Here is a 26,768-nt window from a genome sequence, read left to right as displayed (position 1 = left end):
AGAGTTCAAACTTTGAGGCCCTTGGGCCTTGCGTCACATGTTCGGATAGTTCGGCCCACCGCCGCCTTGCGGCGTGGTCCAGGTAATGTTCTGCGACGGATCCTTGATGTCGCAGGTCTTGCAGTGCACGCAGTTCTGGAAGTTGATCTGGAACCGCGGCTCCTTGCCCTCTTCCGAAATCACCTCATACACGCCGGCCGGGCAATAGCGCTGCGCGGGTTCCGCGTATTCCGGCAGGTTGACGCGGATCGGGATGGTGGGATCGGTCAGCCGCAGGTGGGCGGGCTGGGCTTCATCGTGGTTGGTGAAGCTGTAGGCCACATTCGTCAGCCGGTCAAAGGACAGCACGCCATCGGGCTTGGGATAGTCGATCGGCTTGAAGTCCTTGGCCTTGCCGGTGTGCTGCGCGTCCGATTTCTTGTGGCGCAGCGTGCCGAATGCCGTCAGGCCAAAGGTGTTCAGCCACATGTCCAGACCGCCGCCCAGCAAGCTGGCGGTCAGTCCGTAATGCGACCACAGCGGTTTGACGTTGCGGACCTTCTTCAGATCCTTGCCGATGGCGCCGGTGCGGACCGTGGTTTCATAATCGGCCAGTTCATCGCCCGAACGACCGGCCTTGATCGCCGCGACGGCAGCTTCGGCGGCGGCGATACCCGACAGCATGGCGTTGTGGTTGCCCTTGATGCGCGGCACGTTCACCAGACCGGCGGTGCAGCCCAGCAAAGCGACACCCGGCGCCACCATCTTGGGAATGGACTGCCAGCCGCCTTCGGAAATGGCGCGCGCGCCATAGGCGATGCGCTTGCCGCCTTTCAGCAGATCAGCCACCAGCGGGTGATGCTTGAAACGCTGGAATTCCATGTAGGGGTAGAGATAGGGGTTCTCGTAGTTCAGGTGAACCACAAGGCCGATGGCGATCTGGTTGTTTTCCAGGTGGTAGATGAACGATCCGCCGCCCGCGTTGCCGCCCAGCGGCCAACCCATGGTGTGGGTGACCGTGCCTTCGCGGTGCTTCTCGGGATCAATCTCCCAGATTTCCTTCATGCCCAGCCCGAACTTCTGCGGGCACTTGCCTTTGGACAGGTCGTATTTCGCGATCACCTGCTTGGCGAGCGACCCGCGCACGCCTTCGCACAGGAAAACATACTTGCCGCGCAGTTCCATGCCGGGTTCGTAGGCGGGGCCAGGTTCGCCGGTTTCGGGATCACGGCCGAATTCGCCGGCCACCACACCGGCCACGCGGTCCCCGTCGAACACCAGTTCCGAAGCGGCCATACCCGAGAAAATCTCGACCCCCAGACCTTCGGCCACCTGTGCCAGCCAGCGGCAGACGTTCGCCATGGACACGATGTAGTTGCCATGGTTCGACATCAGCGGCGGCATCGGCCAGTTCGGGATGCGCATCTTTCCGGCCGGGCCAAGTACGACGAAACTGTCGGATTTCACCGGAGTCTTGATCGGAGCGCCCATCTCTTTCCAGTCGGGCAGCAGCGCGTTCAGGCCAACGGGGTCAAGAATGGCGCCAGACAAGATATGCGCACCGACTTCCGAGCCTTTTTCCAGCAGCAGCACGCTGAGATCGGGGTCGAGTTGCTTGATCCTGATGGCGGATGCCAGGCCGGACGGCCCCGCGCCCACGATTACAACGTCGTAGTCCATCGACTCGCGCACAATCACGGACATACGGATTCCTTCTCTTCGCACTGGACGGCTTGTGTTGCCCCATGGCCCAGGCAAGGTCAACCGTGACGCAACAGCACAATGATTATCGGGGCTGCAAACGAAATCTTATTGCCCGGCGGCGACAGATTGCGCACAGCGCCCGCCATTCTGCTTGCAATTCCCCAGGGGTTCGGGTGTCTTGGCAAGGATGTAGACAGGGGGTCATGGACCGGGAAACCGGCCCGTGGCTTCTTATTTTGACCGGAACGGTAGACCGATGGAAAAGATCCCGATGACGCGGCGCGGCTTCGATGCGCTGGATGAAGAACTGCGGCAGTTGAAATCCGTCGACCGCCCCGCGATCATCAAGGACATCGCCGAAGCCCGGGCGCATGGCGACCTTTCGGAAAATGCCGAATACCATGCCGCCCGCGAAAAACAGGGCTTCATCGAAGGCCGCATCAAGGAGCTGGAGGCCGTGATCTCGCTGGCCGAGGTGATTGACCCGACCAAGCTGTCGGGCGCGGTCAAGTTCGGCGCGACGGTGACCCTTGCCGATGAAGACAGTGGCGAGGAAAAGACCTACCAGATCGTCGGTGAGGTTGAGGCCAAGATCGAGGCGGGGCTGCTGAACGTGCGCTCGCCTCTGGCGCGGGCGCTGATCGGCAAGGAGGAAGGCGACAGCGTCGATGTCGTCACCCCGGGCGGCACCCGCAGCTATGAAGTGCTGTCGGTCAGGTTCATCTGATCGCCATGGCCCGCCCCCCGGAATTGCCCCCCGATCTGCTTGGTCTGGCCGCAAAGCCGGAAACGGGCGGATCAAGGCGATCAACCGAGGTGATCGGCGGGCTGCTGAGTGTGGTCTGGGTCGTTGCGGTTCTGGCCTATCTTCTGATTTCGCCCCCCGGCACCGACGTGCAGACGCTGGGCCTGGCCATGACCCTGCTGATCGTTTTCCTGCCGCTGGCGCTGATCTGGGTGGCCGTGATCACGCTGCGATCGCTGCGTGACCTGCGCGCGGAAGCGGCCCGGTTGCAGGCCGCGGTTGATGCGATGCGGGCCAGCTATGTGCAGACCCAGGCGCAGGTGCAGGCGGCTGCGATCAAGCCCTCGGTGGAAAAGCGGCTGGATGAGATTGCCGCGTTGACCAAGGAAACCGGCACCGTCCTGGCAACCTTCAGCACGCGGCGCGACAGCAGCCTGTCGGTGCCGTCAGCCGACCGCAAGGCCGCGCTGGCGCCACCGAAACCCGATCTTGAGGCCGAACAGCCCGGCCTGGCGCTGGGAACCCCGGCCGACGAGATGCGCCCGCCGCTCAGCGTGGCCGATTTCATCCGGGCGCTGCAGTTCCCCGAAACGCCGGAAGACAAGGAAGGCTTCCGCGCGCTGCGGCTTGCCCTTGAGGACCGGACAGTCGCCCGGCTGATCCGCGCGGCGCAGGACGTGCTGACGCTGCTCAGCCAGGAGGGCATCTATATGGATGACCTCAAGCCCGAAATGGCGCGGCCCGATCTGTGGCGGCGCTTTGCGGCAGGCGAACGCGGCCGGACGATTGCCGCGGTGGGCGGGATCCGCGACCGCGCTTCGCTGGCGCTGACGGCGGCGCGGATGCGCGAAGACGCGGTGTTCCGCGATGCGGCGCACCATTTCCTGCGCACCTTCGACAAGGTGTTCCAGATGTTTGAAAGCACCGCCAGCGATGCGGAACTGGCCGATCTGGCCGATACCCGCACCGCCCGTGCCTTCATGCTGTTCGGCCGGGTTGCAGGCGTCTTCGACTGAAGACCGTCAGGCGTCCGCCTCGGTCAGCGGGCGGACCATGGTGATGGCGGCGGTAAAGCCGAAAAATGGCCGCAGCAGGCCCAGACGGACGGTGTGCGTGGCGACGAAGCCCAGTCGTTTGTACAGCGCCCTTGCCCGCCAGTTGCTGTCGATCACCTCAAGCCGGATCTCGGGGTAGCCACGGGCGCGGCCCTCGGCGCAAAGCGCGGCGACAAGGGCGGTGCCGATGCCCTGCCCGCGGGCAGCATGGGTGACGGCGATGCCGTCGATCAGGAAGCGCCGGTTGTCCACGTCATCCAGCAGCGCCTCAAGCACAAGGCTGCGCCAATAGGCCCCGAAGCGGCCATAGATCACCCGCAGATCGGCGGGGCCGCCGCCGGCAAAGCTGCCCAGCGGCGACTTGAAGCCGGCGATGCCCAGAAGGGTGCCATCTGCGGACTGCGCGGTGAAACAGTGGTCTGCCCGGATGACGCGGGCAAGATAGGCCAGCGCCCGGTCGTCCGGGCCCATGACGGTGCCCAGCTTTGCCCCGAACGCCTCCCAGTACAGGCGGGCAGCGGCGGGGTGCTGCGCGGCGGGCAGGCCCTTGCGGATGCTGACCATGAGCCCCCCTTTCCGCGGCAACGGCGGGGTCAGTTCACCCGGTTGCCGTCCTTGTCCACCATGATGACGCCGTGGGTATTCGGCACGTCGGCATCCCGAAGATAGCGTTCGGTCACGCCCGGGATGGTGGCGAATTCGCGACGCAGCGCCTTGGGGAACCAGGTCGACTTGATGGATTCAAAGCCCGGAACCGTGCGCAGGATGCTTGAGATCGAATTGGCGCAGCCGGCCTTTGGCACGGCCCCATAGGCCTGAATCTTGTTCAGCACCAGTTCCGCGACTTCGGGCGATACGACAATCGTCTGCTCGACCACATCGAAATGATCCCGCGTGTGATAGTCGAGGAAGAACAGCAGCATCCGGTCCGTGATGCCGTAATGCACGTCATTGCGAACCGGCACCGAAGCGTGCTGCCAGGTGCCGGCCGGATCGAACAGCACGCGCTGCGAACCGTTGACCATCAGGGCGGAATGGGCGCCTGAGCCGTTCTGGGTGTTGATCCCGGTGAACAGCGTGATCGTGGCCGGAGGACCGGCAACATAGCGCGCCGCATCCACCCTTTCTTGCGAATCATAGGTCCGATCGGCACCGCAAGCCGCAAGAAACAAGGCAGCGGCAAGGGAAATCAACAGGCGCAGCATTTGGAATTTCCGGTCAGGGTGGCACAGGGTCAGGAGTTGACGAGGCCCATGAAGATCAGGATCAGGATGGCCACGGTCGCCACGAAAGTCGACATGCGGATAAATCCGGCGAAGGTCTTCTCCTGGGCGCGGATGTCCATCGAGCCGTGGACGTATTCGCTATGGGTATTGTCGGCCATCGTTGCAGAGTCCCTTTCGGTGTCACATGTGGCTTAGTTAGCCTAATCCTCTGGCCCTGTCACGCGGCGCGGCGGGGCGCAGCGCATGATCCGCACCCTGCGCCGATCCATCGCCGGATTCGCCCCCCGCCCAGCCTGCCGGCAGATGAAACCCGATCCGCCGCGGCGGTTCTTCCGGGGCCAGCTTGGGCACGGCACGCAGGATCACCGACAACTGGCTGACATGCTGCACAAGCTGGGTTTTCAGCCCGTCTTCATCACGGCCATAGAAGGTGAGGAGATCGGGATCGTAATAGCCCAGCCCTTCAATCTGCAGCACGCCGGCTTCGCTGCCGGCGAAGCCCATGGCAATTTCCTGCGTGGCATCAAGCTGGCTTTCGAAGTTGCGGATATACAGCACCAGCCGGTCGTAGGCCCATTCGGCGGGGCTTTTCTCCTTGGCCGCGGCCCTTGACCGGGCTTTCGCCGGCGCCTTCCGCGCGGTCATTCCTGCGTCTTCTGCCATGTCCAGGCCCCCGTTTCCGTCAGCGAACGGGAAATCAGGCCCCGGCGCAAGAGATGGTTGAGATGCGCCACCGCCTCGGCCAGGGCAAGGCTCAGCTCTGCCGGCCCGATGTCGCGGCGGAACAACGGCGGAAAACAGTCAACGGCGCTGCGCGGAACCGCCAGATGGTCCAGCAGCCGGGTCAACGCGGAATGGTGATTCTCGGCCATCTGCAGCAGACGGAACGGCAACCCGGTGAAGGGCAGCTTGTGGCCCGGCAGGACAAGCTGGTCATCCCGGGCATGGGCCGCCAGCCGGTCACAGCTTTCCAGCCAGTCGGCCAGCGGGTCATCATCGGGTTCAGAGGGGTAAACCCCAATATTCGCCGAGATTCCCGGCAGAAGCTGATCACCCCCCAGCACAAGGCCCTCGGTCCAGAGGGTGGCGTGATCCGGCGCGTGACCGCTGCCAAGGCGGACGGTCCAGGTTCGCCCGGCCAGGCGCAGGGTCTGGCCTTCGGTCAGGCGGGTGAACCCCACCGGCATCGGATACACCACATCGGCAAAGTTGAACGGCCGTTCCACGGCGCGACGGTCCAGATCGGCCTGCGACAGGCCGGCGCGGCGCAGGAAGGTCAGCGCCTGCGGCGTGGGCAGGGGCTGTTCGTCCAGCGTCAGCATCCGGGCGTAAAGCCAAGCGGTGCGGGTCGTCATCAGCTCTGCCCCGCGGGCCTGAAACCAACCCGCCAGACCAACATGATCGGGGTGGTGGTGGGTGACGATCAGCCGCCGCACGGGACGGCCGGCCAGCGGCCCGGCAAGCAGCGTTTCCCACAGGGCAACCGTGCGGTGGCTGTGAAGGCCGGTATCGACAATGGTCCAGCCGTCGCCATCGTCCAGCGCATAGACATTCACATGGTCCAGCGCCATCGGCAGCGGCAGGCGCATCCACAGGATGCCGGATGCAACCTCGGTCGCGGTGCCCTCGGCGGGCGGATCGGGAAAGGGATGGTAAATCGCATTGGCCATGCCGCCAGTCGTGCGACAGGCGGCGGGCAGGTGCAAGGGCGGCCACCGCTTTGGTGGCCGTGCGGCAGGTCCGTCGTCAGGCCGGGGCGCCCAGGTCGGCGGGGCTGAGGGCATAAAGATCGGCGGCGCCGGTCAGGGCCCGGTCGATCAGCGCGGCATGGGCCGGCAGCAGGCGGCGGATCATCACCGCGGCCAGCGGCGTGCGGGCAGGGTCGGCACCGGCGGCCTTGAGATGGGCATCTGCCCCCAGTACCAGCGTGAAGGCGCGCAGATAGGGCACGGCGCCGGCGAAGCGGTCCTGCGGCGCCATGGCCAGAAGGGCCTCGGTCGCTTCGCGCAGCGTTTCGGCGGCTTGCCAGACCTCACCCGCCAGATCGGGCAAGGCGGCGCGGGCGGCCTTGGCATTGGCCTCGACCTCACCGATCAGGCGGAAGGCGGCGTCGCCGTTGTCGGCCAGCTTGCGGCCGACCAGATCCATCGCCTGGATGCCGTTCGTGCCTTCGTAGATGGCGGTGATCCGGGCATCGCGCAGGTATTGGGCGGCCCCGGTCTCTTCGATGAAGCCCATGCCGCCGTGGATCTGCACGCCGGTATCGGCGACCTCGATCCCGGTGTCGGTGCCGAAAGCCTTGGCGATGGGGGTCAGCAGCGCGGCGCGGGCCTGCCATTTCGGGTCGGCGGTGGCGGTGGCCATGTCGATGGCCTTGGCGCAGGCAAGACCGATGGCGCGGGCAGCAAAGACCTGGGCGCGGGCCTCGGCCAACATGCGGCGCACGTCGGCATGACCGATGATACCGGCCTCGGCGGTGCCGGTCGGACCCTGCACGCGATCCACCGCGAAGGTGGCGGCCTTTTGCAGCGCCGCCTCGGCCACGCCAACGCCCTGCATCCCGACGCCAAGGCGGGCGTTGTTCATCATGGTGAACATGGCCGCCATGCCCTTGTGCGGCGCGCCGACCAGCCAGCCGGTGGCGCCGTCGAACTGCATCACGCAGGTCGGGCTGCCATGGATGCCCAGCTTGTGTTCCAGGCTGACCACGCGAAGGCTGTTGGCCACGCCGGGGTTGCCGGCGGCATCGGGCAGGAACTTCGGCACCATGAACAGGCTGATACCGCGCGTGCCCGGGGCGCCGTCAGGCAGACGGGCCAGGACCAGATGGCAGACATTCGACACCAGATCGCTGTCGCCCCAGGTGATGAAGATCTTTTGCCCGGTCACGGCATAACTGCCATCCCCGTTCGGTTCGGCCTTCGACTTCAGCGCCCCAACGTCGCTGCCGGCCTGCGGTTCGGTCAGGTTCATGGTGCCGGACCATTCGCCGGAAATCAGCTTGGGCAGATACAGCGCCTTGATCGTATCATCGGCATGGTGCTCCAACGCCTCGATCTGGCCCTGGGTCAGCAGCGGCTTGAGTTGCAGCGACAGGCAGGCCCCCGACAGCATTTCGTTCACGCAAGTGGCCAGCGTATGCGGCAGGCCCATGCCGCCCCATTCGGGGGCCGCTGATACGCCGATCCAGCCGCCTTCGGAAATGGCGCGATAGCCGCGATCATAGCCGGGCGAGGAGCGGACGATGCCGTTTTCCAGCCGGGCCGGGTGCTTGTCTCCATCGCGGTTCAGTGGCGCGACGACATCGTCGCACATCCGCGCGGCCTCGGTCAGGATGGCGGTCACGGTGTCGGGCGTCGCCTCGGCGAAACGGTCGGTGGCTGCAACCTCGGCAAAGCCCACGACGTGATCGAGGATGAAACGGTGATCGGCGGCGGGGGCACGGGGGGACATCGAAAAACTCCGGCTTGTGTGACGCGGACGCGTCGCTTAATCGCCAAGCTAGCCCAAGTGGCCCCCCTGCAACCCGGACGCTGCGTCAGATGGAAGAGACCAAGACCCTTGCCGCAACCGACGCGGGCATTTTGCAGGCCGCGAACCTGCTGCGGTCCGGGCGGCTGGTCGCGTTCCCGACCGAGACGGTCTATGGTCTGGGCGGTGATGCACGGCAGGATGAAACCGTGGCGCGAATCTTCGCGGCAAAGGGTCGGCCCCGGTTCAACCCGCTGATCGTGCATGTGCCATCGCTGGCCGCAGCCGAACGGGTGGCGGTATTCGATGCCCGGGCGCGCGCCGTGGCCACAGCGTTCTGGCCGGGCCCTTTGACGCTGGTCCTGCCGCAACGCAGCGGGGCGGGATTGTCTCCACTGGTCACGGCTGACCTGCCCACGGTAGCAGTTCGGGTGCCGGCGCATCCGGTGGCGCGGGCCTTGCTTGAGGCGTTTGGCGGCCCGCTGGCAGCACCTTCGGCCAACCCTTCGGGCCGGGTGTCGCCCACACGGGCGGCGCATGTGCTGGCCGGGCTGTCGGGGCAGATTGCGGCAGTGCTGGATGGCGGGGCCTGCGTGGTGGGGGTGGAAAGCACCATCCTGGGGCTGGATGGCGACAGCCCGCGCCTGCTGCGCCCCGGCGGCCTGCCGCTTGAGGCGCTGGAAGCCGCGCTGGGGCAGCAGGTCACCAGCGGTGGCAGCGCCGCCAAGCCGAACGCACCGGGGCAACTGGCCAGCCATTACGCCCCTGCGGCGGCGGTGCGGCTGAACGCCCATGCCGCGGAAACGGGCGAGATTCTGGTTGGCTTCGGCCCGGTACGGGGCGATCTGACACTCAGCGCGGCGGGCGATCTGGTGGAAGCCGCGGCCGCCCTGTTCCACCTGCTGCGCGAGGCGGATGCGCTGGCCGGCCCGGGCGGGCGCATCGCCTTTGCCCCGGTGCCGGAAACCGGCCTTGGCCGCGCGATCAATGACCGGCTGCGCCGCGCGGCGGCCCCCCGCCCCTGACATCCTTCGGAACACCGCGGCACGATTTTCCCCGTGCGAAACCAAACGGCCTTGGGCATAGTTTGCCTACCCCGGACACCGCAGAACAGCGGGCCGGTCGGCAACAACAGCGGGCAGAATAAGGGAACCGTGGAATGCTGAACGAATTCAAAGCCTTCATTTCGAAGGGCAACGTCCTGGACCTGGCGGTCGGGATCATTATCGGGGCGGCTTTCACCGCCATCGTCACCTCTCTGGTGGACGATCTGGTCAATCCGCTGATCGGCATGATCGTCGGCGGGATTGATTTCTCATCCTGGGGCTTCTCGATCGGCGAAGCGAAATTCGCCATCGGCAGCTTCGTAAATGCCGTGATCAAATTCCTGATCGTGGCATGGGTGGTGTTCCTGCTGGTGAAGTTCATCAACAAGCTGATGCCGAAGAAAGAGGCCCCCGCCACCGCGCCGGCCGGCCCTTCGGAAGCCGAGCTTCTGGCGCAGATTCTGGCCGAGCTGAAGAAGAAGTAAGCGGACCAACCATCCTTCCCAACAGAACGGCCCGCGAGAGTGATCTCGCGGGCCGTTTGCCGTTCAACAGGGGCGGGTTCAGATTTTCAGCGCCTCTTCGGCCGAAATGCTGGGCAGCCCCAGCGCAACGCCGACGGCTTCATAGGTCAGCTTGCCCGCGTGGACATTCAGACCGGCCAGAAGGTGACGGTCATCGGCGCAGGCTTTTTTCCAGCCCTTGTTCGCAAGGGCCAGCATGAAGGGCATGGTCGCGTTGCCCAGCGCCTGGGTCGAAGTGCGGGCAACGGCACCGGGCATGTTGGCCACGCAGTAATGCAGCACGCCGTCCACTTCGTAGATCGGGTCCTGGTGCGTGGTGGCGCGGCTGGTTTCGAAACAGCCGCCCTGGTCGATGGCCACGTCCACCAGCACGGCGCCGGGCTTCATGTCCCTAAGCTGGGCGCGCGAAATCAGCTTGGGTGCGGCGGCACCCGGAATCAGGACGGCACCGATCACCATGTCGGCCGTGCGGGCCAGTTCGGCCAGCGCGGCGGCGCTGGAATACTGGGTGACCAGCTTGCCGTGGAAGATGTCATCCAGATAGGACAGGCGCGGAACCGAACGATCCAGCACGGTGACGCGCGCGCCCATGCCCACGGCCACGCGGGCCGCCGCGGTGCCAACAACGCCGCCGCCAACGATCACGACATTTGCCGGGGCAACGCCGGGCACACCGCCCAGCAGAACACCGCGTCCGCCATTGGCCTTTTGCAGCGACCACGCGCCGACCTGCGGCGCCAGACGGCCGGCCACTTCGGACATCGGCGCCAGCAGCGGCAGGCCGCCACGGGCATCGGTCACGGTTTCATAGGCGATGCAGGTCGCCCCCGAGGCCAGCAGATCGGCGGTCTGTTCCGGGTCGGGCGCGAGGTGCAGATAGGTGAACAGGATCTGCCCCGGACGCAGGCGCTTGCGCTCTACCGGCTGCGGTTCCTTGACCTTCACGATCATGTCGGCCCGGGCGAAAATCTCTTCTGCGGTATCGACGATGGCCGCCCCGGCCGCGCGATAATCATCATCGGTAAAGCCGGCCCCAAGGCCGGCCTTCGTCTCGATCAGCACCTCATGGCCGGCGGCAACCGCCTCACGCGCGGCGTCGGGCGTCATGCCCACACGGAACTCCTGCGGCTTGATCTCTTTCGGGCATCCGATTTTCATGGCTCTCTCCCTGTCGGCCCGTTGCGGCCTTGTAAGGCCAGCGTCGGGCATATCGGGCGGCGATGCTTTGAAATCTGGTTGGCCCGGACACGGCTTTCCGGTAGATTCTTCGGCAGAATACCGTGGCCGCAGGAGATTTCTTCGTGTCAGACGAACTGGACGCAACCGACCGCCGTATTCTTGCTGCATTGCAGAAGGAAGGCCGCATCACCAACGCGGAACTGAGTGAACGGGTGAACCTGTCCCCCTCGGCCTGCCACCGCCGGGTGCAGCGGCTGGAGGAGGAAGGCTTCATCGCCGCCTATGTCGCGCTGCTGGATGCGCGGCGGCTGGGCAAGCCGACCACGGTTTTCGTGGAAATCACGCTGGAAAGCCAGGCCGAGGATCTGCTTGATGCCTTTGAACGCGAAGTGGCGCGGGTGCCCGACATTCTGGAATGTCACCTGATGGCAGGAACGGCGGACTATCTGCTGAAGATCGTGGCCGAGGACACCGAGGATTTCGCCCGCATCCACCGCCAGCGGCTAAGCCGGTTGCCGGGCGTGCGGCAGATGCAATCCAGCTTCGCGCTGCGCGAGGTGCTGAAGACAACGGCGCTGCCCGTGTAGCAACCGACGCTTGCTCTTGCAGGAAACGCCCGTCAGGATGCGATCCCGCTGCGGTGTGCAGGTAAGCGTTTCAAGACAGGTGACACAGAATGGCAGACCCGGTTTCCCACGCAGCAGAATCCGCCCACCATGGGTTTGACCTGCTGCCGATCGTGGTGCTGCTTGCCGCGGCCGTGATCGCGGTGCCGGTCTTCCGCCGCATCGGCCTTGGGTCGGTTCTGGGCTATCTGGCCGCCGGCCTTGCCATCGGGCCGTTCGGCCTGGGGTTCTTTGATGACCCACAGGCCATCATCCATGTGGCCGAACTGGGTGTGGTGCTGTTCCTGTTCATCATCGGGCTGGAAATGCAGCCCAGCCGCCTGTGGGCCATGCGGGGCGAAATCTTCGGTATCGGGCTGGCGCAGGTGGCGCTGGCGATGTTTGCCTTGGTCTGGGTGGGCATCCTCCTGGGCTATCCGCCCGAGGCCAGTTTCGTGGCCGGCACCGGCTTTGTGCTGACATCAACCGCCATCGTGATGCAGATGCTGGAAGAGCGCGGTCAGATGGGCCTGCCCAAGGGGCGGCGGATCGTGGCGATCCTGCTGCTTGAGGATCTGGCCATCGTTCCCCTGCTGGCGCTGGTGGCCTTTCTGGCGCCGGGTGGGCAAGAGGCCACGCTGGCGGACCGTCTGCAAGGCGTGGCGATCGGGCTGGCGGCGATTGTCGTGCTGGTGCTGGCCGGGCGCTATCTTCTGAACCCGATGTTCCGCCTGCTGGCGCGGTTCGGCGCGCGCGAGGTGATGACGGCCGCCGCCCTGCTGGTGGTGCTGGGGGCCGCCGTGCTGATGCAGGCGGGCGGGCTGTCGATGGCGATGGGGGCGTTTCTTGCCGGCGTGCTGCTGTCGGAATCCAGCTTCCGCCACCAGCTTGAGGCCGATGTCGAACCCTTCCGGGGCCTGCTTCTGGGCCTGTTCTTCCTGGGCGTCGGCATGGCACTGGACCTGAATGTCATTGCCGCCAACTGGGTGGTGATCGCGATTTCCGTGCCCGCCTTCATCATCCTGAAGATGCTGGTGATCTATGGCGTAGCGCGGCTGTTCAAGGCGGATCGGGCCGAATCGCTGGAACGTGCGGTGCTGATGGCGCAGGGGGGCGAGTTCGCCTTCGTCCTTTATGCCGCCGCCACGCAGTTCGGGATTCTGGAACCCGAATGGAACGCCAACCTGGCCGCGATCATCATCCTGTCGATGGTGCTGACACCCCTGATGATCCTCCTGCATGACCGGCTGCGGCCGAAGGCCAGCGTGAACATGGACGGGGTCGAGGATGTCACGGGGGCAGGCGGGCTGCGCGGCAACGTGCTGCTGATCGGCTTTGGCCGCGTGGGGCAGATCGTTGGCCAACCGCTGCTGGCGCGGGGGCACAGCATCTCGGCCATCGACAATGATACCGAGATGATCCAGGCGGCGGCCTCGTTCGGGTTCAAGGTCTGGTATGGTGACGGGGCGCGGCTGGACATTCTGCATGCCGCAGGGGCCGGAAGCGCCGATCTGGTGGTGGTGGCCACCGACAAGGCCGAGACGACGACGCGGATCGTCGAGATGCTGAAACATGAATTCCCGCTTGTGCCGGTTCTGGCCCGCGCCTTTGACCGGGGCCATGCGATCGAGCTGATCGCCAAGGGGGCCGACTACCAGATCCGCGAAACCTATGAGAGCGCCGTTGCCATGGGCCGCGAAGCGGTGCTGCGGCTGGGCGCCACCGAGGAAGAGGCGGACGAGCTGATCGCCGATGCCCGCGCGCGCGACCGAGACCGGCTGGCGCTGCAATCGGTGGACGGCATCTATGCCGGGCGCGACCTGCTGCTTGGCAACCGGGACATGCCGGCAACCGGGCACTGACCCCGGAAATGGAAAACCCCCGGCCTCACGGACGGGGGCTGACCTTTTCGGACCGTTGCCGGCCCCAGTGTCGCTGACGTCTTAGAGACCGCCTTCGCGCTGGGCTTTCTTGCGGGCGAGTTTACGGGCCCGGCGGATTGCCTCGGCCTGTTCGCGCGCTTTCTTGACCGACGGTTTCTCGAAATGTTGCTTGAGCTTCATTTCGCGGAACACGCCTTCGCGCTGCAGCTTCTTCTTCAGGGCCCGAAGGGCCTGTTCGACGTTGTTGTCGCGGACGCTGACCTGCATGTGGTTGTCACCACCTTCCTAAGTTAGAGTTGCACAAGATGTGCAGGCCGGCGCCCTATAGCAAAGGGGGGCGGGTGTGTCTACCTTTGCGGCAGCAACGGAGGGAACGATGGGCGAAGACGAGCGGAAAGAGCGGATTCTGGACGCGGCGCTGGTGCATGTGCCCTTTGACGGCTGGTCTGACGCCACGCTGCGGGCGGCTGCAGGCGATTCGGGGGTGCCGCTGGCGCTGGCCCGCGCGCTTTATCCGCGCGGCGGGGTCGATCTGGCGCTGGCCTACCACCAGCGCGGCGACCGCGAGATGATACAGGCGCTGGCGGTGGCCGATCTGTCGGCGCTGCGGTTCCGCGACAAGGTGGCCCAGGCGGTGCGGCTGCGGCTGGAAGGCGCCGACCGGGAACTGGTACGGCGCGGCAGCACGCTGTTTTCCCTGCCCCACCACGCTGCCGACGGAGCGCGGGCCATCTGGGGCACGGCGGATGCGATCTGGACAGCCCTTGGCGACACGTCGGACGATCTGAACTGGTATTCCAAGCGCGCCAGCCTGTCGGCGGTCTATGGGTCGACCGTGCTGTTCTGGCTGGGCGACGACAGCCCCGACCATCAGGGCACCTGGGATTTCCTTGACCGCCGGATCGAAGGCGTGATGCGCTTTGAAAAGGCCAAGGCGGCATTCCGGGAAAATCCGCTGGGCAAGGCGATGATGGCAGGGCCGTTCAAGATTCTGGAAAGGATTCGCGCGCCCAAGATGCCCGAGGATCTGCCCGGCGCCCGCCCGAACTGAAAGGCCGCAAGAAATGAACCTGTCGCATTCCATGCTGGCGATGGAAATCGTCGCCCCCGGCGGGCCGGATGTGTTGAAGCCCTGTTCGGTGCCGGTGCCGGTGCCCAGCCATGGCCAGATCGTGATCCGGCTGGCCTGGGCCGGGGTGAACCGGCCTGATGCGCTGCAACGCGCCGGGGCCTATGCGCCGCCGCCCGGCGCCTCGGCCCTGCCGGGGCTTGAGGGATCGGGGACCGTGGTCGAACTGGGGCCGGGCGTCACCCGCTGGTCAATCGGTGACAAGGTTTGCGCGCTGCTGCCAGGCGGGGGATATGCGGAATACGCAGTCTGCCATGAAAGCCACGCCCTGCCGGTGCCGGCGGGCATGGGTCTGCGCGATGCGGCTTGCCTGCCGGAAACCTGTTTCACCGTCTGGTCGAACGTGGTGATGCGCGGCGGGCTGAAGGCCGGCGACCGGCTTCTGGTGCATGGTGGCACCAGCGGCATCGGCACCACGGCCATCCAGATTGCCCGGGCACTTGGCGCGCGGGTCTTCGCCACCGCCGGATCAGAGGAAAAATGCAAGGTCTGCACCGACCTTGGGGCCGAAGCCGCCTGGAACTACCGAACTCAGGACTGGTCGCGCCTGATGCAGGCCGAAGGCGGGGCCCATGTCATTCTTGACATGGTGGGGGGCGCCTATATCCCGCGCAACATCAAGGCGCTGGCCGATGAGGGGCGTCTGGTGCAGATCGCCTTCCTGCAAGGGGCCAAGGCCGAGGTGAACTTTGCCGAGGTGATGATGCGGCGGCTGACCGTCACCGGATCAACCCTGCGCGCGCAAAGCGATCTGTCGAAGGCTCGCATCGCGGCCGAAGTCGAGGCGAATGTCTGGCCCATGATCGCGCGCGGCGCGTTCAAGGTGGTGATGGACAGCGAATACCGGCTGGACCAGGCCCCGCAGGCGCACTGGAGGATCGAGACACCGGGCCATGTGGGCAAGATCGTGCTGAAGATCGAGGATCAGCCGACCGGCCACGGCCCCTGACAATGCGCCGCCAGCATCGGCGCCAAGAAGCTGCCCGCTGGCTGATCCCGCCGCGTTCCGCCGGTTACACCTCAAGCGCCACGCGAAGCGAGGCTGACATTTCGGCCGCCGCGTCGCGCAGGGCTGCAACGAACTTGTCAGCCTGCACGGTGCGGACGCTTCGCGCGGGGCGCCAGACGGCAAGCAGGTAAGGCACGGAAACCTGCAACCGGCGGAACACCACGTTGCGCCCGGTGTGGCTGGCTGCCGTCAGCGGGTTGATGATGGATATGCCCACCCCCGCCGCCACCATGGCGCAAACGCTGGCCGCGGTTGTGGTCTCGGCCGCGTAACTGCGCACGACATCGCCCGCGAAGAACACCTCATCCAGCTTGTGGCGATAGGGGTCGTTCTGACCGAAGTAGATGAATGGCTGGCCGGAAAAATCCTCGGGCGCCAGCGCGGCCTTTCGCGCCAATGGATGCCCGACTGGCAGAACGCAGACCATGTCTCCTGCGGGGATCGTCTCGGTCGTGGCCCCTTCGCGTTCAAACCTGTTCTCGGTCAGCCCCAGATCGAAGACCTGGGTCGTCATCTCATGGCGCAGCGAAGGCTCTTCATGTGAATGAACCGAGAAATGGATCGCCGGCCGCGCCTTCAGGAACCGCTGGATCACGCGCGGAATGATCGATTCCGCATGGGCCGGGATGCTGGCGATGCGGAAATTTGCGGCATTCCGCGTGCGGATTGAAGATGCGGCGCGGCTGATTTCATCCATCCCGACAAACGACCTTCGCACCACTTCGTGCAGCAGGGCCGCCTGGTCGGTCGGGGTCAGGCGCTTGCCGAAGCGCAGGAACAGCTCAAACCCGATCCGCTGCTCCATCTCACGGATTTCACGGCTGATTGTTGGTTGTGACGTGCCCAAAGCAGCCGCCGCGGCGGTCATGCTCTTGTGAACCATGATCGCGTTGAAGATGTCGATCTGACGCTGATTGAGCTTCATGTGGTCCTCTTGGAAACCGGCCTCCGGCTGCACATCCATATCAGAAACGAATAAGATGTGCGTATCAAATATTTAATCCGCATAAATTCGTCTGGAATGGTCACAGAGCCATCACAACACAGCGATATGTCATGCCGGAAGCCCTTGCCCTCTCCTCCGCCCCCCCTGCGATTGCGCCCCTGTCCACGCCCGGACAGCCGCGCTGGCTGTCGCGGCAAGACGGCGTTCTGCACGCGGAAGGTGTCAGCCTGGCCGACATTGCCCAGGCTGTGGGAACGCCTTTCTACTGCTATTCGGCATCAGAGCTGCGCCGCGGCTATGCCGAGTTGACCAGTGCCGTCGGACCGCTGGGGGTTGCGGTCTGTTTTGCCGTCAAGGCGAACAGCAACCTCAATGTCCTGACCGAATTCGCGCGGCTTGGCTGTGGCATGGACATCGTCTCAGGCGGCGAGATGGACCGGGCGCTGGCGGCAGGTACCCCGGCTTCGCGCATCATCTTCTCGGGCGTCGGCAAGACGCGCGATGAAATCGGTCGCGCCCTTGAAGCGGGGCTTCACCAGATCAACGTCGAATCCGCGGCCGAGCTTGATGTAGTGGCCGAGGTGGCGCAATCGCTGGGCCGCCGCGCGACGGTGGCGCTGCGGGTGAACCCCGATGTCGATGCGGGAACCCACGCCAAGATCACCACCGCCCGCAAGGACAGCAAGTTCGGCATCGCCATCGGCGATGTTCCCGCGCTTTATGCGCGCGCGGCCCAAATGCCCTGGGTCGAATGTCTGGGGCTTGCCGTTCATATCGGTTCACAGGTGCAGAACCTTTCGCCGTTCCGCCATGCCTGGGCCGCGCTGGCCGGGCTGGTGCGGCAGCTTCGTGCAGAGGGGCTGACAGTTACGCGGCTGGATCTGGGCGGCGGCCTTGGCATCGGTTCGGGGGCAGAGCCCGGGCCCGACCTTGCGGAATACGCCCGGATCATTGCCGAAACCGTGGGCGATCTGGGCTGCGAGGTGAATGTCGAACCGGGCCGCTGGCTAAGTGCGCGGGCGGGCATATTGGTGACCGAGGTGCTTTATCTCAAGCAAGGGGATGGCGCCGGCTTTGCCGTGGTTGATGCCGCGATGAATGATCTGATGCGCCCCGCGCTTTACGACGCGCGCCATCCGGTGCTGACGGTCCATGCGCCGCGCAGCGCGGCCCCCCTGCCGTGCCGCCTGGTTGGGCCGATCTGCGAAAGCTCTGACGATTTTGGCAGTTACGCCGATCTTGGAGAGCTGAAATCGGGTGATCTTCTGGCCTTCGACAATGCGGGTGCCTACGGCGCCAGCATGTCCTCAACCTACAACTCAAGGGCACTGGTTCCCGAGGTTCTGGTCGATGGCGACCGCTTCCGCGTGATCCGCCAGCGCACGGGCACCGACAGGCTGCTGCAACTGGAACAGCCCGGCCCCTGGACCGGGGCGCCTTCGGCCGGCTGAGGCGGGGGGCACGGAAAACTGGCGGCCATGCGACGGGCCGGATGCCAGAGCCAAGATCGAGTCGCATTGACAGTCGTGCCTTGACCGGGGGGCCGCTGCAAAGGAAACCCGGTAACCGACAACGAGGTAAGCCATGAAGAACAAAATGAAACTCCTGCTCGCGTCCGGTCTTGCAAGCCTTGTGCTGATGACGCCGGGCCTGGCAGAACAGATGCTGCGGATTTCCTATCCCGAAGATCCCAAGACCGCCGATGTCCAGAAGACATCGGATGCCTACATGCTGCCGCTGAACGTGTTCGACCGGCTGATCGAAGCCGAAACCACCAGCCCCGGCCAATCGGCGCTGGTGCCGGGTCTGGCCGAGAAGTGGGACGTTTCGGCCGATGGTCTGGTCTATACCTTCCACCTCCGTCAGGGGGTGCTGTTCCACGACGGCGCGGAACTGACGGCCGATGACGTGGTCTATACCTTCGACCGGATGCTGAACCCGGCCACCAAGGCGCTTGGCACCGACATTCTGGATTTCGTGGCCGGCGCGCATGAACGGCTCGACGGCACGGCGGACAGCGTGGCCGGCCTCAAGGCGCTGGACAAGTATACGGTTCAGATCACCCTGTCGCAGCCCTACGCGGCCTTCCTTGCGCTGATGGCCAGCCCGCAGGCCTCGATCTTCAACCGCGCCTTCACCGAAGCCGCGGGCGATCAGTTCGGCCTGTCTCCGGAAACCACCAACGGCACCGGCCCGTTCAAGCTGGAAAGCTATGAGCTGAATGACAGCCAGCGGCTGGTGGCGAACGAATCCTACTTCCGCGGCCGCCCCAAGCTGGACAGCATCCTTGTGCGCGTGGTGTCGGATTCCGAAACGCTGCGGCTCTTGTTCGAAACCGATGAGCTGGATGTCTTCGATCTGGATTACGCGGTGTCGCAGACGCCCTACTTCTATGGCAGCGACCAGTGGAAAGACCTGATCCGCACCGGCCCGCGCGTGGGGATGTACTATTACCACATCAACCAGGCGAACAAGCCGTTCGACGATGTGCGCGTGCGCAAGGCCTTCCAGATGGCGATCAACCGTCAGGAAATCCTGGACAAGAACTTCTACGGCAAGGGCGTGCTTGAAAACGGCGTCATGCCGCGCGGCCTGACCTGCTATGAACCGGCCACGCCGATCGAGTTCAACCCCGCCAAGGCCAAGGAACTGCTGGCTGAAGCCGGCTATCCCGACGGTGTCGAGATCAAGCTGGCGCAGGTGTCGAGCTGGTCGTCGAAATGGTCGGACATGAACCAGATCATTCAGGCCCAGGCCGCCGAAGCCGGCTTCAAGGTCAGCATCGACACGATGGACGAAGCCGCCTATTTCGACAAGCGCAAGGCCGGCGTGATCGACAACTATACCCAAAGCTGGTCGGCCGACTTCAACGACCCCGACAACTTCTTCTACACCTTCTTCTCGAAGTCGGGGACGGCCGTCCGCGCCTTCAACAACAACGACCCGGTGGTGTTCGAGGCGCTGGACAAGGCGCGCGGCATGTCCGACGCGGAAGCGCGCTGTGCACTTTACCGCGAGATGGGCGAGAAGATCGTGCAGGAAGATGCGGCCTGGGTGCCGATGTTCAGCCTGGACCACAGCTATGTGGTGCAGCCGCGCGTCAAGAACTTCGTCGTTCCGTGGAACGGCTGGAGCGACATGAACTACTACAAGATGGAAATCGCGGAATAATCCCCGATGGCGGCGGGCCTGTCCCGCCGCCCCCTTCGCACGCCCAGTCACGCCGCCCTATGGCGCCGCCACAAGAGCATTTTGCCCATGTTGATGTTCACGGTAAGACGGATTCTGGTCTCGATCCCGGTCTTGATCGGGATCACGGCCATTCTTTTCGTCATGCTGAACGTGGTTCCCGGCGACCCGATCGCCCTGCTGATGAAGGAACACGCCAGCCCTGATGTGATTGAGCGCGTCCGCGCCCAGATGCACCTCGATGATCCGCTGATCACCCGCTACTTCCGGTTCCTGTTCGCGGCACTTCAGGGCGATCTGGGCACCTCGATCAAGCTGAACCGCAGCGTGACCACGCTGATCATGAACGCCTTTCCGAACACGCTGTATCTGGCCGGGTGTGCGGCCCTGGTCTCCTGGGTGATCGGTATTCCGGCCGGCATCCTGTCGGCGGTTCGGCGCGATTCCTTTGTTGATCACTTCTTCATGGGCTTTTCGCTTCTTGGCGTGTCGATGCCGATCTTCTGGTCGGCGCTGCTGATGCAGTACATCTTCGCCGTGCAGTTGAAGTGGCTGCCGGTCGCCGGGTTCTACGGTTTCGAATACGTCATCCTGCCGGCAATCGTGCTGGGGTGGAGTTCGGCCGGCGTCATTGCCCGGCTGACACGGTCCAGCCTGCTGGAAGTGATGCGTCACGATTACATTCGCACCGCCCGCGCCAAGGGGGCGCGCGAAATCAGCGTGATCTCGCGCCATGCGCTGAAGAACGCCCTGATCCCGGTGGTCACGATCATGGCGATTCAGGTCGCCAGCCTGCTGTCGGGCGCCGTCATCACCGAAGCGATCTTCGGCATCCCCGGTGTCGGCCGCATCTCGATCAACGCAATCCAGGCCCGCGACATGCCGCTTCTGCAAGGATCGGTGCTGTTCGCCACGGTTCTGGTGATCCTTGGAAATCTGGTGGCTGACATTCTTTACTCGGTCCTCGACCCCCGTATCCGTTCCCAGATGAGAAAGGACGCGCGATGAGCCAGTCCGCCGCTGTCACCAACGACCTGCCCGAGGTGATCGAGGAAGCCAGCTTCCTGCGCGATACCATGCGCGGCTTCCGCAAGAACCGCATGGCCATGGTGGGGCTGGTCTTCGTCTGCCTGCTGGTGTTCCTGGCCATTTTCGCGCCGATCATCAGCCCGCATGACCCCTATCGTGTGGCGCTGGATGAACAGTTGCTGCCGGCGTCCACCACCTATTGGCTGGGAACCGACAATTTCGGCCGCGACGTGCTGACACGCATCCTTTACGGCGCCCGGATCTCGCTGGTGGTGGGAACCGTGCCCAGCCTGATTTCGCTGCTGATCGGCACCTTCATGGGCATCCTCAGCGGCTATATGGGCGGCAAGACCGATTTCGTCATCATGCGGCTGGCCGACACGATGATCGCCTTCCCCTCGCTCTTGCTGGCGATGGTGGTGATGTACACGCTGGGCGCAAACCTCTTCAACATCTTCATCGCGCTGGCCCTTGTCGGCTGGGCCGGGGTGGCGCGGGTGGTGCGGTCGCAGACGCTGGCGCTGAAGGAAAAAGAATTCATCGAGGCCGCCCGCGCAAACGGAACCTCGCGCGTGCGGATCATGTTCAGCCACATCTTCCCCAATGTGACGCCAACGCTGATCGTGCTGTTCTCGCTGTCGATCCCCGAGGCGATCATGTGGGAATCCAGCCTGAGCTTCCTGGGCGTCGGTGTGCAGCCGCCCGAGGCAAGCTGGGGCCTGTTGGTGGCAAAGGGCAAGGAATACCTGTTTCAGGCGCCTCTGGTGGCAATCATGCCGGGGGTGGCGATCCTGATGACGGTGCTTGCCTTCAATTTCATCGGTGACGGGCTGCGTGATGCGCTTGACCCTTCCATGAAGGACTGAGCAATGGCAAACCCTTCGGGCAATGTGCTGAGCGTGCGCGAACTGCGCACCGAATTTCGCGGCGGCCGTGGCAATGTGCGGGTGCTGGACGACATTTCGTTCGATGTCGGACGCGGGCGGATCGTCGGTCTGGTCGGGGAATCCGGCTCGGGCAAAAGCATGACGGCGCTTTCGTTGATGGGGCTGGTGCCCAAACCGCAGGGCCAGGTCAGCGCCAAGAGCATCAATCTTGACGGGATCGAGCTTGCCTCGATCAGCCCGGACGGGCTGCGCCAGATCCGTGGCCGCGACATGGCCATGGTGTTCCAGGAACCGATGACCTCGCTGAACCCCGTGCGCAAGGTGTGGGAACAGGTGGGCGAACCGCTGCGCATCCATCAGGGCCTTGGGCGGCGGGCCATCCGCGACCGTGTGCTTGAAATGTTCGAACTGGTTGGCATCCCCGAACCGAAGGCCCGGCTTGACGCCTATCCGCACCAGCTTTCGGGCGGTCTGCGGCAGCGGGCGATGATCGCGATGGGGCTGATCTGCGAACCGAAGCTGCTGATCGCGGACGAACCCACCACGGCGCTGGATGTGACGACGCAGGCGCAGATCCTGCGCCTGATGCAGGAACTGCGCGACCGCGTGGGAACCTCGATCATCATGATCACCCATGACCTGGGGATCATCGCCGAGATGTGCGACGAGGTGAACGTGATGTATGCGGGCCAGATTGTCGAACAGGCCAATGTCTTTGACCTGTTCGAGAACCCGTCGCATCCCTATACGCGCGGCCTGCTGGCCTCGATCCCGAAATCGACCGAAAGCCGGATTGCACGGCGTATGCCCAGTATTCCGGGCATGGTGCCCAATCTGGCAAGGCTGCCGTCAGGCTGCCGCTTCCGCCCCCGCTGCACCGATGCCATGGCCATCTGCCAGACCCGGGAACCCGCCGTCACCGATCTGGAGAAGGATCATCGCGCCCGCTGCTGGCTGCACGCCCGGCAGGATGCGATCAGCCAGGGAGAGCCCTTGTGAACGAGATCGTCATTTCAGCCCGCAATCTGACCAAGCATTACCGCGTGGGCGGCGGAACGCTTGCGGGGCAAGGCAAGGTGGTGCGGGCCGTCGATGGGGTCACACTGGACATCCGCGAACGGGAAACCTTTGCCCTGGTCGGTGAATCCGGCTGCGGCAAGACCACCCTTGGCCGCATCATGCTGCGTCTTCAGGAACCGTCTGGCGGCCAGATTTCGTATCGCGGGCAGGACATCACCGCGCTGGACGATGCCGGAATGCGCGCCCTGCGCAAGAAGTTGCAGATCGTCTTTCAAGACCCCTACGCCTCGCTCAACCCGCGGATGCGGATCGAGGACATTCTGGCCGAACCGCTGCGCACCCACGGCTATGGTTCGGCCGAGGTGATCCGTGACCGCTGCGCCGAATTGCTGGACATGGTTGGCCTGCGCCACACCTACCTGCGCAACTACCCGCACCAGTTTTCCGGCGGTCAGCGCCAGCGCATCGGGATCGCCCGCGCGCTGGCCAACAAGCCTGATTTCGTGGTCTGCGACGAATCCGTGTCGGCGCTGGATGTCTCGATCCAGGCGCAGGTGCTGAACCTGCTGAGCGACCTGCAGGATGAACTGAAGCTGACCTATTTCTTCATCACCCACGATCTTTCGGTCGTGCGCCAGTTCGCCGATCGGGTGGGGGTGATGTTCCTTGGCCGTCTGGTCGAGGTGGGCCGCACCGAAGACATTTTCGCCGGGCCGCTGCATCCCTATACGATGCTGCTGATTTCGGCCGTGCCCCGGGCCGATCCGCGCCAGCGCACCCGCGAACGGCCGCTGATGACGGGCGAGATTCCCAGCCCGATGAACCTGCCGCCGGGGTGTCGGTTCCACACGCGCTGCCCCTTTGCCAAGGACATCTGCCGCACCCATGACCCGGACCTGCAAGACATGGGTCAGGGCCGCGCCGTTGCCTGCCACTTTCCGCTGAATTCCTGAAGGGAGCCTGTCTTGGATCTGATCGTGACACCGCATGGCGACGGCTATCAGGCCAGCTATGGGAACAAGACCTGGCGCGCCGCCGTGGGCCGGGGCGGCATTGCCGTGAAGGGGGGCGAAGGCGATGGCATCAGCCCGATCGGCTGCTGGCCGATCCGCCGGGTGTTCTACCGCGCCGACCGGCTGGCTGGCCCGCCGACCTCCGCCTTTCCCTGCACCCCGATCGACCCGGCGGATGGCTGGTGCGACGCGCCGGATCACCCCGAGTATAACCGGCTTGTCCGCCGGCCCTTTGCCGCCAGCCATGAAGAGATGTGGCGCGAAGATCACCTGTATGACATCGTTGTCGTGCTGGGGCAGAATGATGATCCGGTGGTGGCGGGTGCCGGCAGCGCGATCTTTCTGCATGTGGCCCGGGCCGAATATTCCCCGACCGCCGGCTGCGCCGCCCTGTCCCTGACCGATCTGCAAGACTTCCTGTCGGAGGCAACGCCCGACACCCGGCTGTGCTTCAAGGCGCAGTAACGACCATGACCAAACTGGATCTTGCCGCGCTGGACCATGCGCTGAACCTGCTTCCGGGCCAGCATCGCGGGCCGGCCGGGGTGGCGGGTGTCGTCAAGGACGGACAGGTGATTGCCCGGCGCGCCTGGGGCTTTGCAGACATGTATCGGCACCTGCCGATGACCACTCAGACGCGGCTGCCGATCTGTTCGATCTCGAAGCACATGACCTGCGCCCTGCTTCTGGACCTGTTCGATGACCCCGAGGTTCTGGCCCCGCTGCTGCCCGATCTGCTGCCGAACCACGCCGCGCCGCTGCCGACAGTGGCGCATCTGTGCCATAACCAGTCTGGCCTGCGGGATTACTGGGCGCTGACCGTCCTGCACGGGGCAGAGCCGGAAGGCATTTTCACGGAAGAGGATGGCCTGACCCTTCTGACGCAGGCCAAGGGCGGGCATTTCCCGCCGGGTCAGCATTACGCCTATTGCAACGGAAACTTCCGCCTGCTGGCAGACCTGATCCGCCGCGCCACGGGGCGCGACTTCGGCGATCTGCTGCGCGAACGCATCTTCCGGCCCGCGAACATGGCCACCGCCGCGCTTGCCCCCGACACGCGCAAACCGCTGGATGATGTGGTTGGCTATGAGGGCAATGACGAAGTTGGCTTCCTGCCGGCCAAAAGCGGTTTGCACTGGTTCGGAGATGCCGGCATCTCGGCCTCGCTTGACGATATGCTGGCCTGGGAATGCCATATCGACGCCACACGGGATAACCCCGACAGCCTGTATAACCGCATCTCCGGTCCGGTCAGCTTCACCGATGGCACGCCGGCGGCCTATGGCTACGGGCTGCGCCGCGACGTGCTGGCCGGATATGGGGTCACCAGCCACGGCGGCGGTCTACGGGGGTTCTGCTCGTTCCGGCTGCATGTTGCGGCCGAACGACTGTCGGTCGTGGTGATCTTCAACCACGAAGCCAGCGCCATGCGCGCCGCCTGGTCCCTGATGGGGGCGGCCCTGGGGTGCCGGGTTGGGGAACCGGCCCTGGCTGCCAGCGGGTGGAACGGGCTGTGGTTCGACGACGAACAGAAACTTCTGGTCAGGACGGGCGATCATCCGGCCGGCGTCCGCCTGCATTACGCCCCGTCCCCCACGGTTCTGCCGCTGCTGTCGGGCGATGTGGCCCAGGGCTATGGCATTGAGCTGTGCCGTGAGGATGGCGTTCTGCGGATGGACCGCAAGGCCGAGAACCTGCGGGTTGTGGCCCGGGCCGTCACGCCGCTTGACTGGGCAGACGGAACCGAGCTGGCGGGACACTACCAGTCGGATGAGCTGGGAACCTCGCTTGAGATCCGCTTCCGCGACGGGGCCGCCTACGTCACCTTCACCGGGATGCTGGGAACCGGCCCGATGGAGCGGATGTATCCGCTTGGCCGCGACCTGTGGACCATCACCAGCCGGCGCGCCATGGATGCCGCCCCCCCGGGGGAATGGACAGTGCTGATCGAGCGGGACGGCGAAGGCGGTGTCCGCGGTCTGGTAATCGGATGCTGGCTTGCCAGAAAGATCAGCTATCGCCGAACCGGGGCACCGTCGGGGGCCTGACCGGCACAGCGCGGGTTTACCCCGGCAATCAGGTGCGCGGCGTCAGCGCGCGCCCCAGGTATCGCTCAGCCGGTATCCTTCGGGCCAGGGGTCCGAGGGATCAAGCAGATGCTGATGGATGCCGGTAATCCAGCCCCTGCCGGAAATCTCGGGCAGGATGGCGGGCAGGTCGCCGACCCGCGTTGTTCCAAGGATGCGCCCGGCAAAGGTGGAGTCAATCAGCGAAACCGCCGTCAGACGATCCCCGACCGCCATTTCGCCGCGCGCGTGCAACACGGCCATGCGCGCCGACAGTGCGGTGCCTGTGGGGGAGCGGTCCACCTTTCCGGGCCGGATGGCCACGGCAGACCGGGCGCGCAGTTCGGTGCCGTCGCGGCTGACAGGGCCGGCGAACAGGCAGAACGAGAAATGCCGCCAATCCGGGTTTTCGGGGTGGTGGAAGCCAAGCTGTTCGGTGCCCGCACGGGTGATCCGGGTTCCCAGCCGGGCGATGTCATGCGCCTCATCCGGGGTCAGCGCAAACCCAAGCGCCCGGGCATCGACAAACACGAAGCTGTCACCGCCATAGGCGGTGTCAACGGTCAGCGTGCCAAGCCCCTCGACCTCGAGCCGGGCATCCAGACGGGTCGCGAAACTGGGCAGGTTCTGCACGAAGATACGTTCGGCCTTGCCATTGCGACATTCCGCACGCACGCGCACAAGACCGCCCGGCGCTTCAAGCGTGATCTGCGTCTCGGGTTCCGTCATCGGCAGGATGCCACTGTCCAGCAGGACGGTTGCCACGCAGATCGAGTTCGAGCCGGACATCGGGGGGGTGTCTTCGGGCTCCATGATGATGAAACCCGCGTCGGCCTGGGGGTGCTTGGGTGGCACCAGCAGATTGACATGACGGAAGACGCCCCCGCGCGGTTCGTTCAGGACGAAGTTCCGCAATGTCTGATCCCGGGCAATCCAGCGCGATTGTTCCCAAAGGGTTGCGCCGGGCGGCGGGGTGACGCCACCCACGATCACATCGCCCACCTCGCCCTCGGCATGGGCGGAGATCACATGAATGGTCTTGCTTGACCGCATCGCGTTCCCC

Annotated in this window: 27 protein-coding genes; 16 read left to right on the top strand and 11 right to left on the bottom strand. The window is 65.0% G+C overall.

Translation table 11 applies throughout. The features are described 5' to 3' along the window. Nucleotides 1-33: 33 nt before the first annotated feature. Entirely contained in the window at nt 34-1,683 is a 1,650-nt protein-coding gene (locus tag B6K69_RS11280; RefSeq protein ID WP_108643848.1) for an electron transfer flavoprotein-ubiquinone oxidoreductase, read from the bottom strand. 256 nt (nt 1,684-1,939) lie between these two features. On the opposite strand from B6K69_RS11280, the gene greA reads away from it, so the two are divergent. Together greA and B6K69_RS11270 are read left to right on the top strand one after the other, a co-directional pair. Beyond that, nucleotides 1,940-2,410, top strand: a complete 471-nt coding sequence (gene greA / locus B6K69_RS11275) for a transcription elongation factor GreA (RefSeq protein ID WP_164681944.1) — start codon at nt 1,940-1,942, stop codon at nt 2,408-2,410. Nucleotides 2,411-2,415: 5 nt separating this feature from the next. Then, the gene (locus B6K69_RS11270) at nt 2,416-3,444 is read left to right on the top strand and encodes a hypothetical protein (RefSeq protein WP_108643847.1); all 1,029 of its coding nucleotides are present in this window, start codon (nt 2,416-2,418) and stop codon (nt 3,442-3,444) included. 6 nt (nt 3,445-3,450) lie between these two features. Here the strand turns inward: B6K69_RS11270 and B6K69_RS11265 are convergent, their stop codons facing one another. The 6 genes from B6K69_RS11265 to B6K69_RS11240 all read right to left on the bottom strand — a co-directional run bounded on the left by B6K69_RS11265 (nt 3,451) and on the right by B6K69_RS11240 (nt 8,162). Beyond that, nucleotides 3,451-4,047 carry a GNAT family N-acetyltransferase gene (locus B6K69_RS11265; protein ID WP_108643846.1) on the bottom strand — a complete coding sequence of 199 codons (597 nt, stop codon included), beginning with the start codon at nt 4,045-4,047 and terminating at the stop codon, nt 3,451-3,453. A 29-nt stretch (nt 4,048-4,076) separates the two neighbouring features. Further along, nucleotides 4,077-4,688: a hypothetical protein gene (locus B6K69_RS11260; RefSeq protein WP_108643845.1), complete on the bottom strand. Its 612-nt coding sequence runs from the start codon at nt 4,686-4,688 to the stop codon at nt 4,077-4,079. Between the two features lie 29 nt (nt 4,689-4,717). Continuing rightward, on the bottom strand, nt 4,718-4,867 hold the full coding sequence (locus B6K69_RS11255) for an aa3-type cytochrome c oxidase subunit IV (RefSeq protein WP_108643844.1): 150 nt from the start codon (nt 4,865-4,867) through the stop codon (nt 4,718-4,720). 37 nt (nt 4,868-4,904) lie between these two features. Next, nucleotides 4,905-5,354 carry a DUF6173 family protein gene (locus B6K69_RS18320; protein ID WP_206340514.1) on the bottom strand — a complete coding sequence of 150 codons (450 nt, stop codon included), beginning with the start codon at nt 5,352-5,354 and terminating at the stop codon, nt 4,905-4,907. After that, nucleotides 5,351-6,379 (bottom strand): MBL fold metallo-hydrolase, encoded by a 1,029-nt coding sequence (locus tag B6K69_RS11245; RefSeq protein ID WP_108643843.1) that lies wholly within the window; start codon nt 6,377-6,379, stop codon nt 5,351-5,353. The genes B6K69_RS18320 and B6K69_RS11245 overlap by 4 nt, the downstream gene beginning before the upstream one ends. Nucleotides 6,380-6,455: 76 nt before the next feature. Next, nucleotides 6,456-8,162 carry an acyl-CoA dehydrogenase gene (locus B6K69_RS11240; RefSeq protein ID WP_108643842.1) on the bottom strand — a complete coding sequence of 569 codons (1,707 nt, stop codon included), beginning with the start codon at nt 8,160-8,162 and terminating at the stop codon, nt 6,456-6,458. An 89-nt stretch (nt 8,163-8,251) separates the two neighbouring features. Between B6K69_RS11240 and B6K69_RS11235 the strand changes: the two genes are divergently transcribed. Then, a complete protein-coding gene (locus B6K69_RS11235; protein ID WP_108643841.1) occupies nt 8,252-9,205 on the top strand; it encodes an L-threonylcarbamoyladenylate synthase in 954 nt (317 codons plus the stop codon). 134 nt (nt 9,206-9,339) lie between these two features. Beyond that, nucleotides 9,340-9,711, top strand: a complete 372-nt coding sequence (gene mscL / locus B6K69_RS11230; RefSeq protein WP_108643840.1) for a large conductance mechanosensitive channel protein MscL — start codon at nt 9,340-9,342, stop codon at nt 9,709-9,711. Nucleotides 9,712-9,789: 78 nt separating this feature from the next. On the opposite strand, the gene ald is transcribed toward mscL, so the two are convergent. Continuing rightward, entirely contained in the window at nt 9,790-10,908 is a 1,119-nt protein-coding gene (ald, locus tag B6K69_RS11225; RefSeq protein WP_107671596.1) for an alanine dehydrogenase, read from the bottom strand. Nucleotides 10,909-11,051: 143 nt separating this feature from the next. Between ald and B6K69_RS11220 the strand changes: the two genes are divergently transcribed. Continuing rightward, nucleotides 11,052-11,516, top strand: a complete 465-nt coding sequence (locus B6K69_RS11220; protein WP_107671825.1) for an Lrp/AsnC family transcriptional regulator — start codon at nt 11,052-11,054, stop codon at nt 11,514-11,516. Nucleotides 11,517-11,605: 89 nt separating this feature from the next. Beyond that, nucleotides 11,606-13,396 carry a monovalent cation:proton antiporter-2 (CPA2) family protein gene (locus tag B6K69_RS11215; protein ID WP_108643839.1) on the top strand — a complete coding sequence of 597 codons (1,791 nt, stop codon included), beginning with the start codon at nt 11,606-11,608 and terminating at the stop codon, nt 13,394-13,396. 81 nt (nt 13,397-13,477) lie between these two features. On the opposite strand, the gene rpsU is transcribed toward B6K69_RS11215, so the two are convergent. After that, complete coding sequence (gene rpsU, locus B6K69_RS11210; RefSeq protein ID WP_096519594.1) at nt 13,478-13,684, bottom strand: 30S ribosomal protein S21; 207 nt, start codon at nt 13,682-13,684, stop codon at nt 13,478-13,480. 109 nt (nt 13,685-13,793) lie between these two features. On the opposite strand from rpsU, the gene B6K69_RS11205 reads away from it, so the two are divergent. Beyond that, a complete protein-coding gene (locus B6K69_RS11205) occupies nt 13,794-14,468 on the top strand; it encodes a COQ9 family protein (RefSeq protein ID WP_108643838.1) in 675 nt (224 codons plus the stop codon). Nucleotides 14,469-14,481: 13 nt separating this feature from the next. Beyond that, nucleotides 14,482-15,495: an NAD(P)H-quinone oxidoreductase gene (locus B6K69_RS11200; protein WP_108643837.1), complete on the top strand. Its 1,014-nt coding sequence runs from the start codon at nt 14,482-14,484 to the stop codon at nt 15,493-15,495. 64 nt (nt 15,496-15,559) lie between these two features. Here B6K69_RS11200 and B6K69_RS11195 read toward each other — a convergent pair whose 3' ends face one another. Further along, the gene (locus B6K69_RS11195; RefSeq protein WP_107671826.1) at nt 15,560-16,480 is read right to left on the bottom strand and encodes a LysR family transcriptional regulator; all 921 of its coding nucleotides are present in this window, start codon (nt 16,478-16,480) and stop codon (nt 15,560-15,562) included. Nucleotides 16,481-16,611: 131 nt separating this feature from the next. Here B6K69_RS11195 and lysA point away from each other — a divergent pair, with 131 nt between their 5' ends. From lysA to B6K69_RS11155, 8 genes are all read left to right on the top strand, one after another. Beyond that, complete coding sequence (lysA, locus tag B6K69_RS11190; protein ID WP_108643836.1) at nt 16,612-17,952, top strand: diaminopimelate decarboxylase; 1,341 nt, start codon at nt 16,612-16,614, stop codon at nt 17,950-17,952. A 145-nt stretch (nt 17,953-18,097) separates the two neighbouring features. Continuing rightward, the gene (locus B6K69_RS11185; protein WP_206340513.1) at nt 18,098-19,672 is read left to right on the top strand and encodes an ABC transporter substrate-binding protein; all 1,575 of its coding nucleotides are present in this window, start codon (nt 18,098-18,100) and stop codon (nt 19,670-19,672) included. An 87-nt stretch (nt 19,673-19,759) separates the two neighbouring features. Next, on the top strand, nt 19,760-20,698 hold the full coding sequence (locus B6K69_RS11180) for an ABC transporter permease (protein WP_107671602.1): 939 nt from the start codon (nt 19,760-19,762) through the stop codon (nt 20,696-20,698). Next, nucleotides 20,695-21,585: an ABC transporter permease gene (locus tag B6K69_RS11175; protein ID WP_107671603.1), complete on the top strand. Its 891-nt coding sequence runs from the start codon at nt 20,695-20,697 to the stop codon at nt 21,583-21,585. Before B6K69_RS11180 ends, B6K69_RS11175 begins: the two co-directional genes overlap by 4 nt. Before the next feature lie 3 nt (nt 21,586-21,588). After that, nucleotides 21,589-22,605, top strand: a complete 1,017-nt coding sequence (locus B6K69_RS11170; protein ID WP_107671604.1) for an ABC transporter ATP-binding protein — start codon at nt 21,589-21,591, stop codon at nt 22,603-22,605. Next, nucleotides 22,602-23,579 (top strand): ABC transporter ATP-binding protein, encoded by a 978-nt coding sequence (locus B6K69_RS11165; RefSeq protein WP_107671605.1) that lies wholly within the window; start codon nt 22,602-22,604, stop codon nt 23,577-23,579. Before B6K69_RS11170 ends, B6K69_RS11165 begins: the two co-directional genes overlap by 4 nt. A gap of 12 nt (nt 23,580-23,591) precedes the next feature. After that, on the top strand, nt 23,592-24,104 hold the full coding sequence (locus tag B6K69_RS11160) for a L,D-transpeptidase family protein (RefSeq protein WP_108643834.1): 513 nt from the start codon (nt 23,592-23,594) through the stop codon (nt 24,102-24,104). 5 nt (nt 24,105-24,109) lie between these two features. After that, a complete protein-coding gene (locus B6K69_RS11155; protein ID WP_108643833.1) occupies nt 24,110-25,687 on the top strand; it encodes a D-aminopeptidase in 1,578 nt (525 codons plus the stop codon). Nucleotides 25,688-25,729: 42 nt separating this feature from the next. On the opposite strand, the gene B6K69_RS11150 is transcribed toward B6K69_RS11155, so the two are convergent. Continuing rightward, complete coding sequence (locus tag B6K69_RS11150) at nt 25,730-26,758, bottom strand: trans-3-hydroxy-L-proline dehydratase (protein WP_108643832.1); 1,029 nt, start codon at nt 26,756-26,758, stop codon at nt 25,730-25,732. Nucleotides 26,759-26,768: the final 10 nt, after the last annotated feature.

This window comes from Pseudogemmobacter blasticus, assembly GCF_003071405.1.
Taxonomy (GTDB): Bacteria; Pseudomonadota; Alphaproteobacteria; order Rhodobacterales; family Rhodobacteraceae; genus Pseudogemmobacter; species Pseudogemmobacter blasticus.
Note: the sequence above shows the minus strand (reverse complement) of the source record. Positions and strands in the feature narration are given on the sequence as shown.

Coding starts and splice junctions, on each gene's coding strand:
- B6K69_RS11280 (WP_108643848.1), bottom strand. CDS start 1,683: ATGTCCGTGATTGTGCGCGAGTCGATGGACTACGACGTTGTAATCGTG.
- greA (WP_164681944.1), top strand. CDS start 1,940: ATGGAAAAGATCCCGATGACGCGGCGCGGCTTCGATGCGCTGGATGAA.
- B6K69_RS11270 (WP_108643847.1), top strand. CDS start 2,416: ATGGCCCGCCCCCCGGAATTGCCCCCCGATCTGCTTGGTCTGGCCGCA.
- B6K69_RS11265 (WP_108643846.1), bottom strand. CDS start 4,047: ATGGTCAGCATCCGCAAGGGCCTGCCCGCCGCGCAGCACCCCGCCGCT.
- B6K69_RS11260 (WP_108643845.1), bottom strand. CDS start 4,688: ATGCTGCGCCTGTTGATTTCCCTTGCCGCTGCCTTGTTTCTTGCGGCT.
- B6K69_RS11255 (WP_108643844.1), bottom strand. CDS start 4,867: ATGGCCGACAATACCCATAGCGAATACGTCCACGGCTCGATGGACATC.
- B6K69_RS18320 (WP_206340514.1), bottom strand. CDS start 5,354: ATGACCGCGCGGAAGGCGCCGGCGAAAGCCCGGTCAAGGGCCGCGGCC.
- B6K69_RS11245 (WP_108643843.1), bottom strand. CDS start 6,379: ATGGCCAATGCGATTTACCATCCCTTTCCCGATCCGCCCGCCGAGGGC.
- B6K69_RS11240 (WP_108643842.1), bottom strand. CDS start 8,162: ATGTCCCCCCGTGCCCCCGCCGCCGATCACCGTTTCATCCTCGATCAC.
- B6K69_RS11235 (WP_108643841.1), top strand. CDS start 8,252: ATGGAAGAGACCAAGACCCTTGCCGCAACCGACGCGGGCATTTTGCAG.
- mscL (WP_108643840.1), top strand. CDS start 9,340: ATGCTGAACGAATTCAAAGCCTTCATTTCGAAGGGCAACGTCCTGGAC.
- ald (WP_107671596.1), bottom strand. CDS start 10,908: ATGAAAATCGGATGCCCGAAAGAGATCAAGCCGCAGGAGTTCCGTGTG.
- B6K69_RS11215 (WP_108643839.1), top strand. CDS start 11,606: ATGGCAGACCCGGTTTCCCACGCAGCAGAATCCGCCCACCATGGGTTT.
- rpsU (WP_096519594.1), bottom strand. CDS start 13,684: ATGCAGGTCAGCGTCCGCGACAACAACGTCGAACAGGCCCTTCGGGCC.
- B6K69_RS11205 (WP_108643838.1), top strand. CDS start 13,794: ATGGGCGAAGACGAGCGGAAAGAGCGGATTCTGGACGCGGCGCTGGTG.
- B6K69_RS11200 (WP_108643837.1), top strand. CDS start 14,482: ATGAACCTGTCGCATTCCATGCTGGCGATGGAAATCGTCGCCCCCGGC.
- B6K69_RS11195 (WP_107671826.1), bottom strand. CDS start 16,480: ATGAAGCTCAATCAGCGTCAGATCGACATCTTCAACGCGATCATGGTT.
- lysA (WP_108643836.1), top strand. CDS start 16,612: ATGCCGGAAGCCCTTGCCCTCTCCTCCGCCCCCCCTGCGATTGCGCCC.
- B6K69_RS11185 (WP_206340513.1), top strand. CDS start 18,098: ATGAAACTCCTGCTCGCGTCCGGTCTTGCAAGCCTTGTGCTGATGACG.
- B6K69_RS11180 (WP_107671602.1), top strand. CDS start 19,760: ATGTTGATGTTCACGGTAAGACGGATTCTGGTCTCGATCCCGGTCTTG.
- B6K69_RS11175 (WP_107671603.1), top strand. CDS start 20,695: ATGAGCCAGTCCGCCGCTGTCACCAACGACCTGCCCGAGGTGATCGAG.
- B6K69_RS11170 (WP_107671604.1), top strand. CDS start 21,589: ATGGCAAACCCTTCGGGCAATGTGCTGAGCGTGCGCGAACTGCGCACC.
- B6K69_RS11155 (WP_108643833.1), top strand. CDS start 24,110: ATGACCAAACTGGATCTTGCCGCGCTGGACCATGCGCTGAACCTGCTT.
- B6K69_RS11150 (WP_108643832.1), bottom strand. CDS start 26,758: ATGCGGTCAAGCAAGACCATTCATGTGATCTCCGCCCATGCCGAGGGC.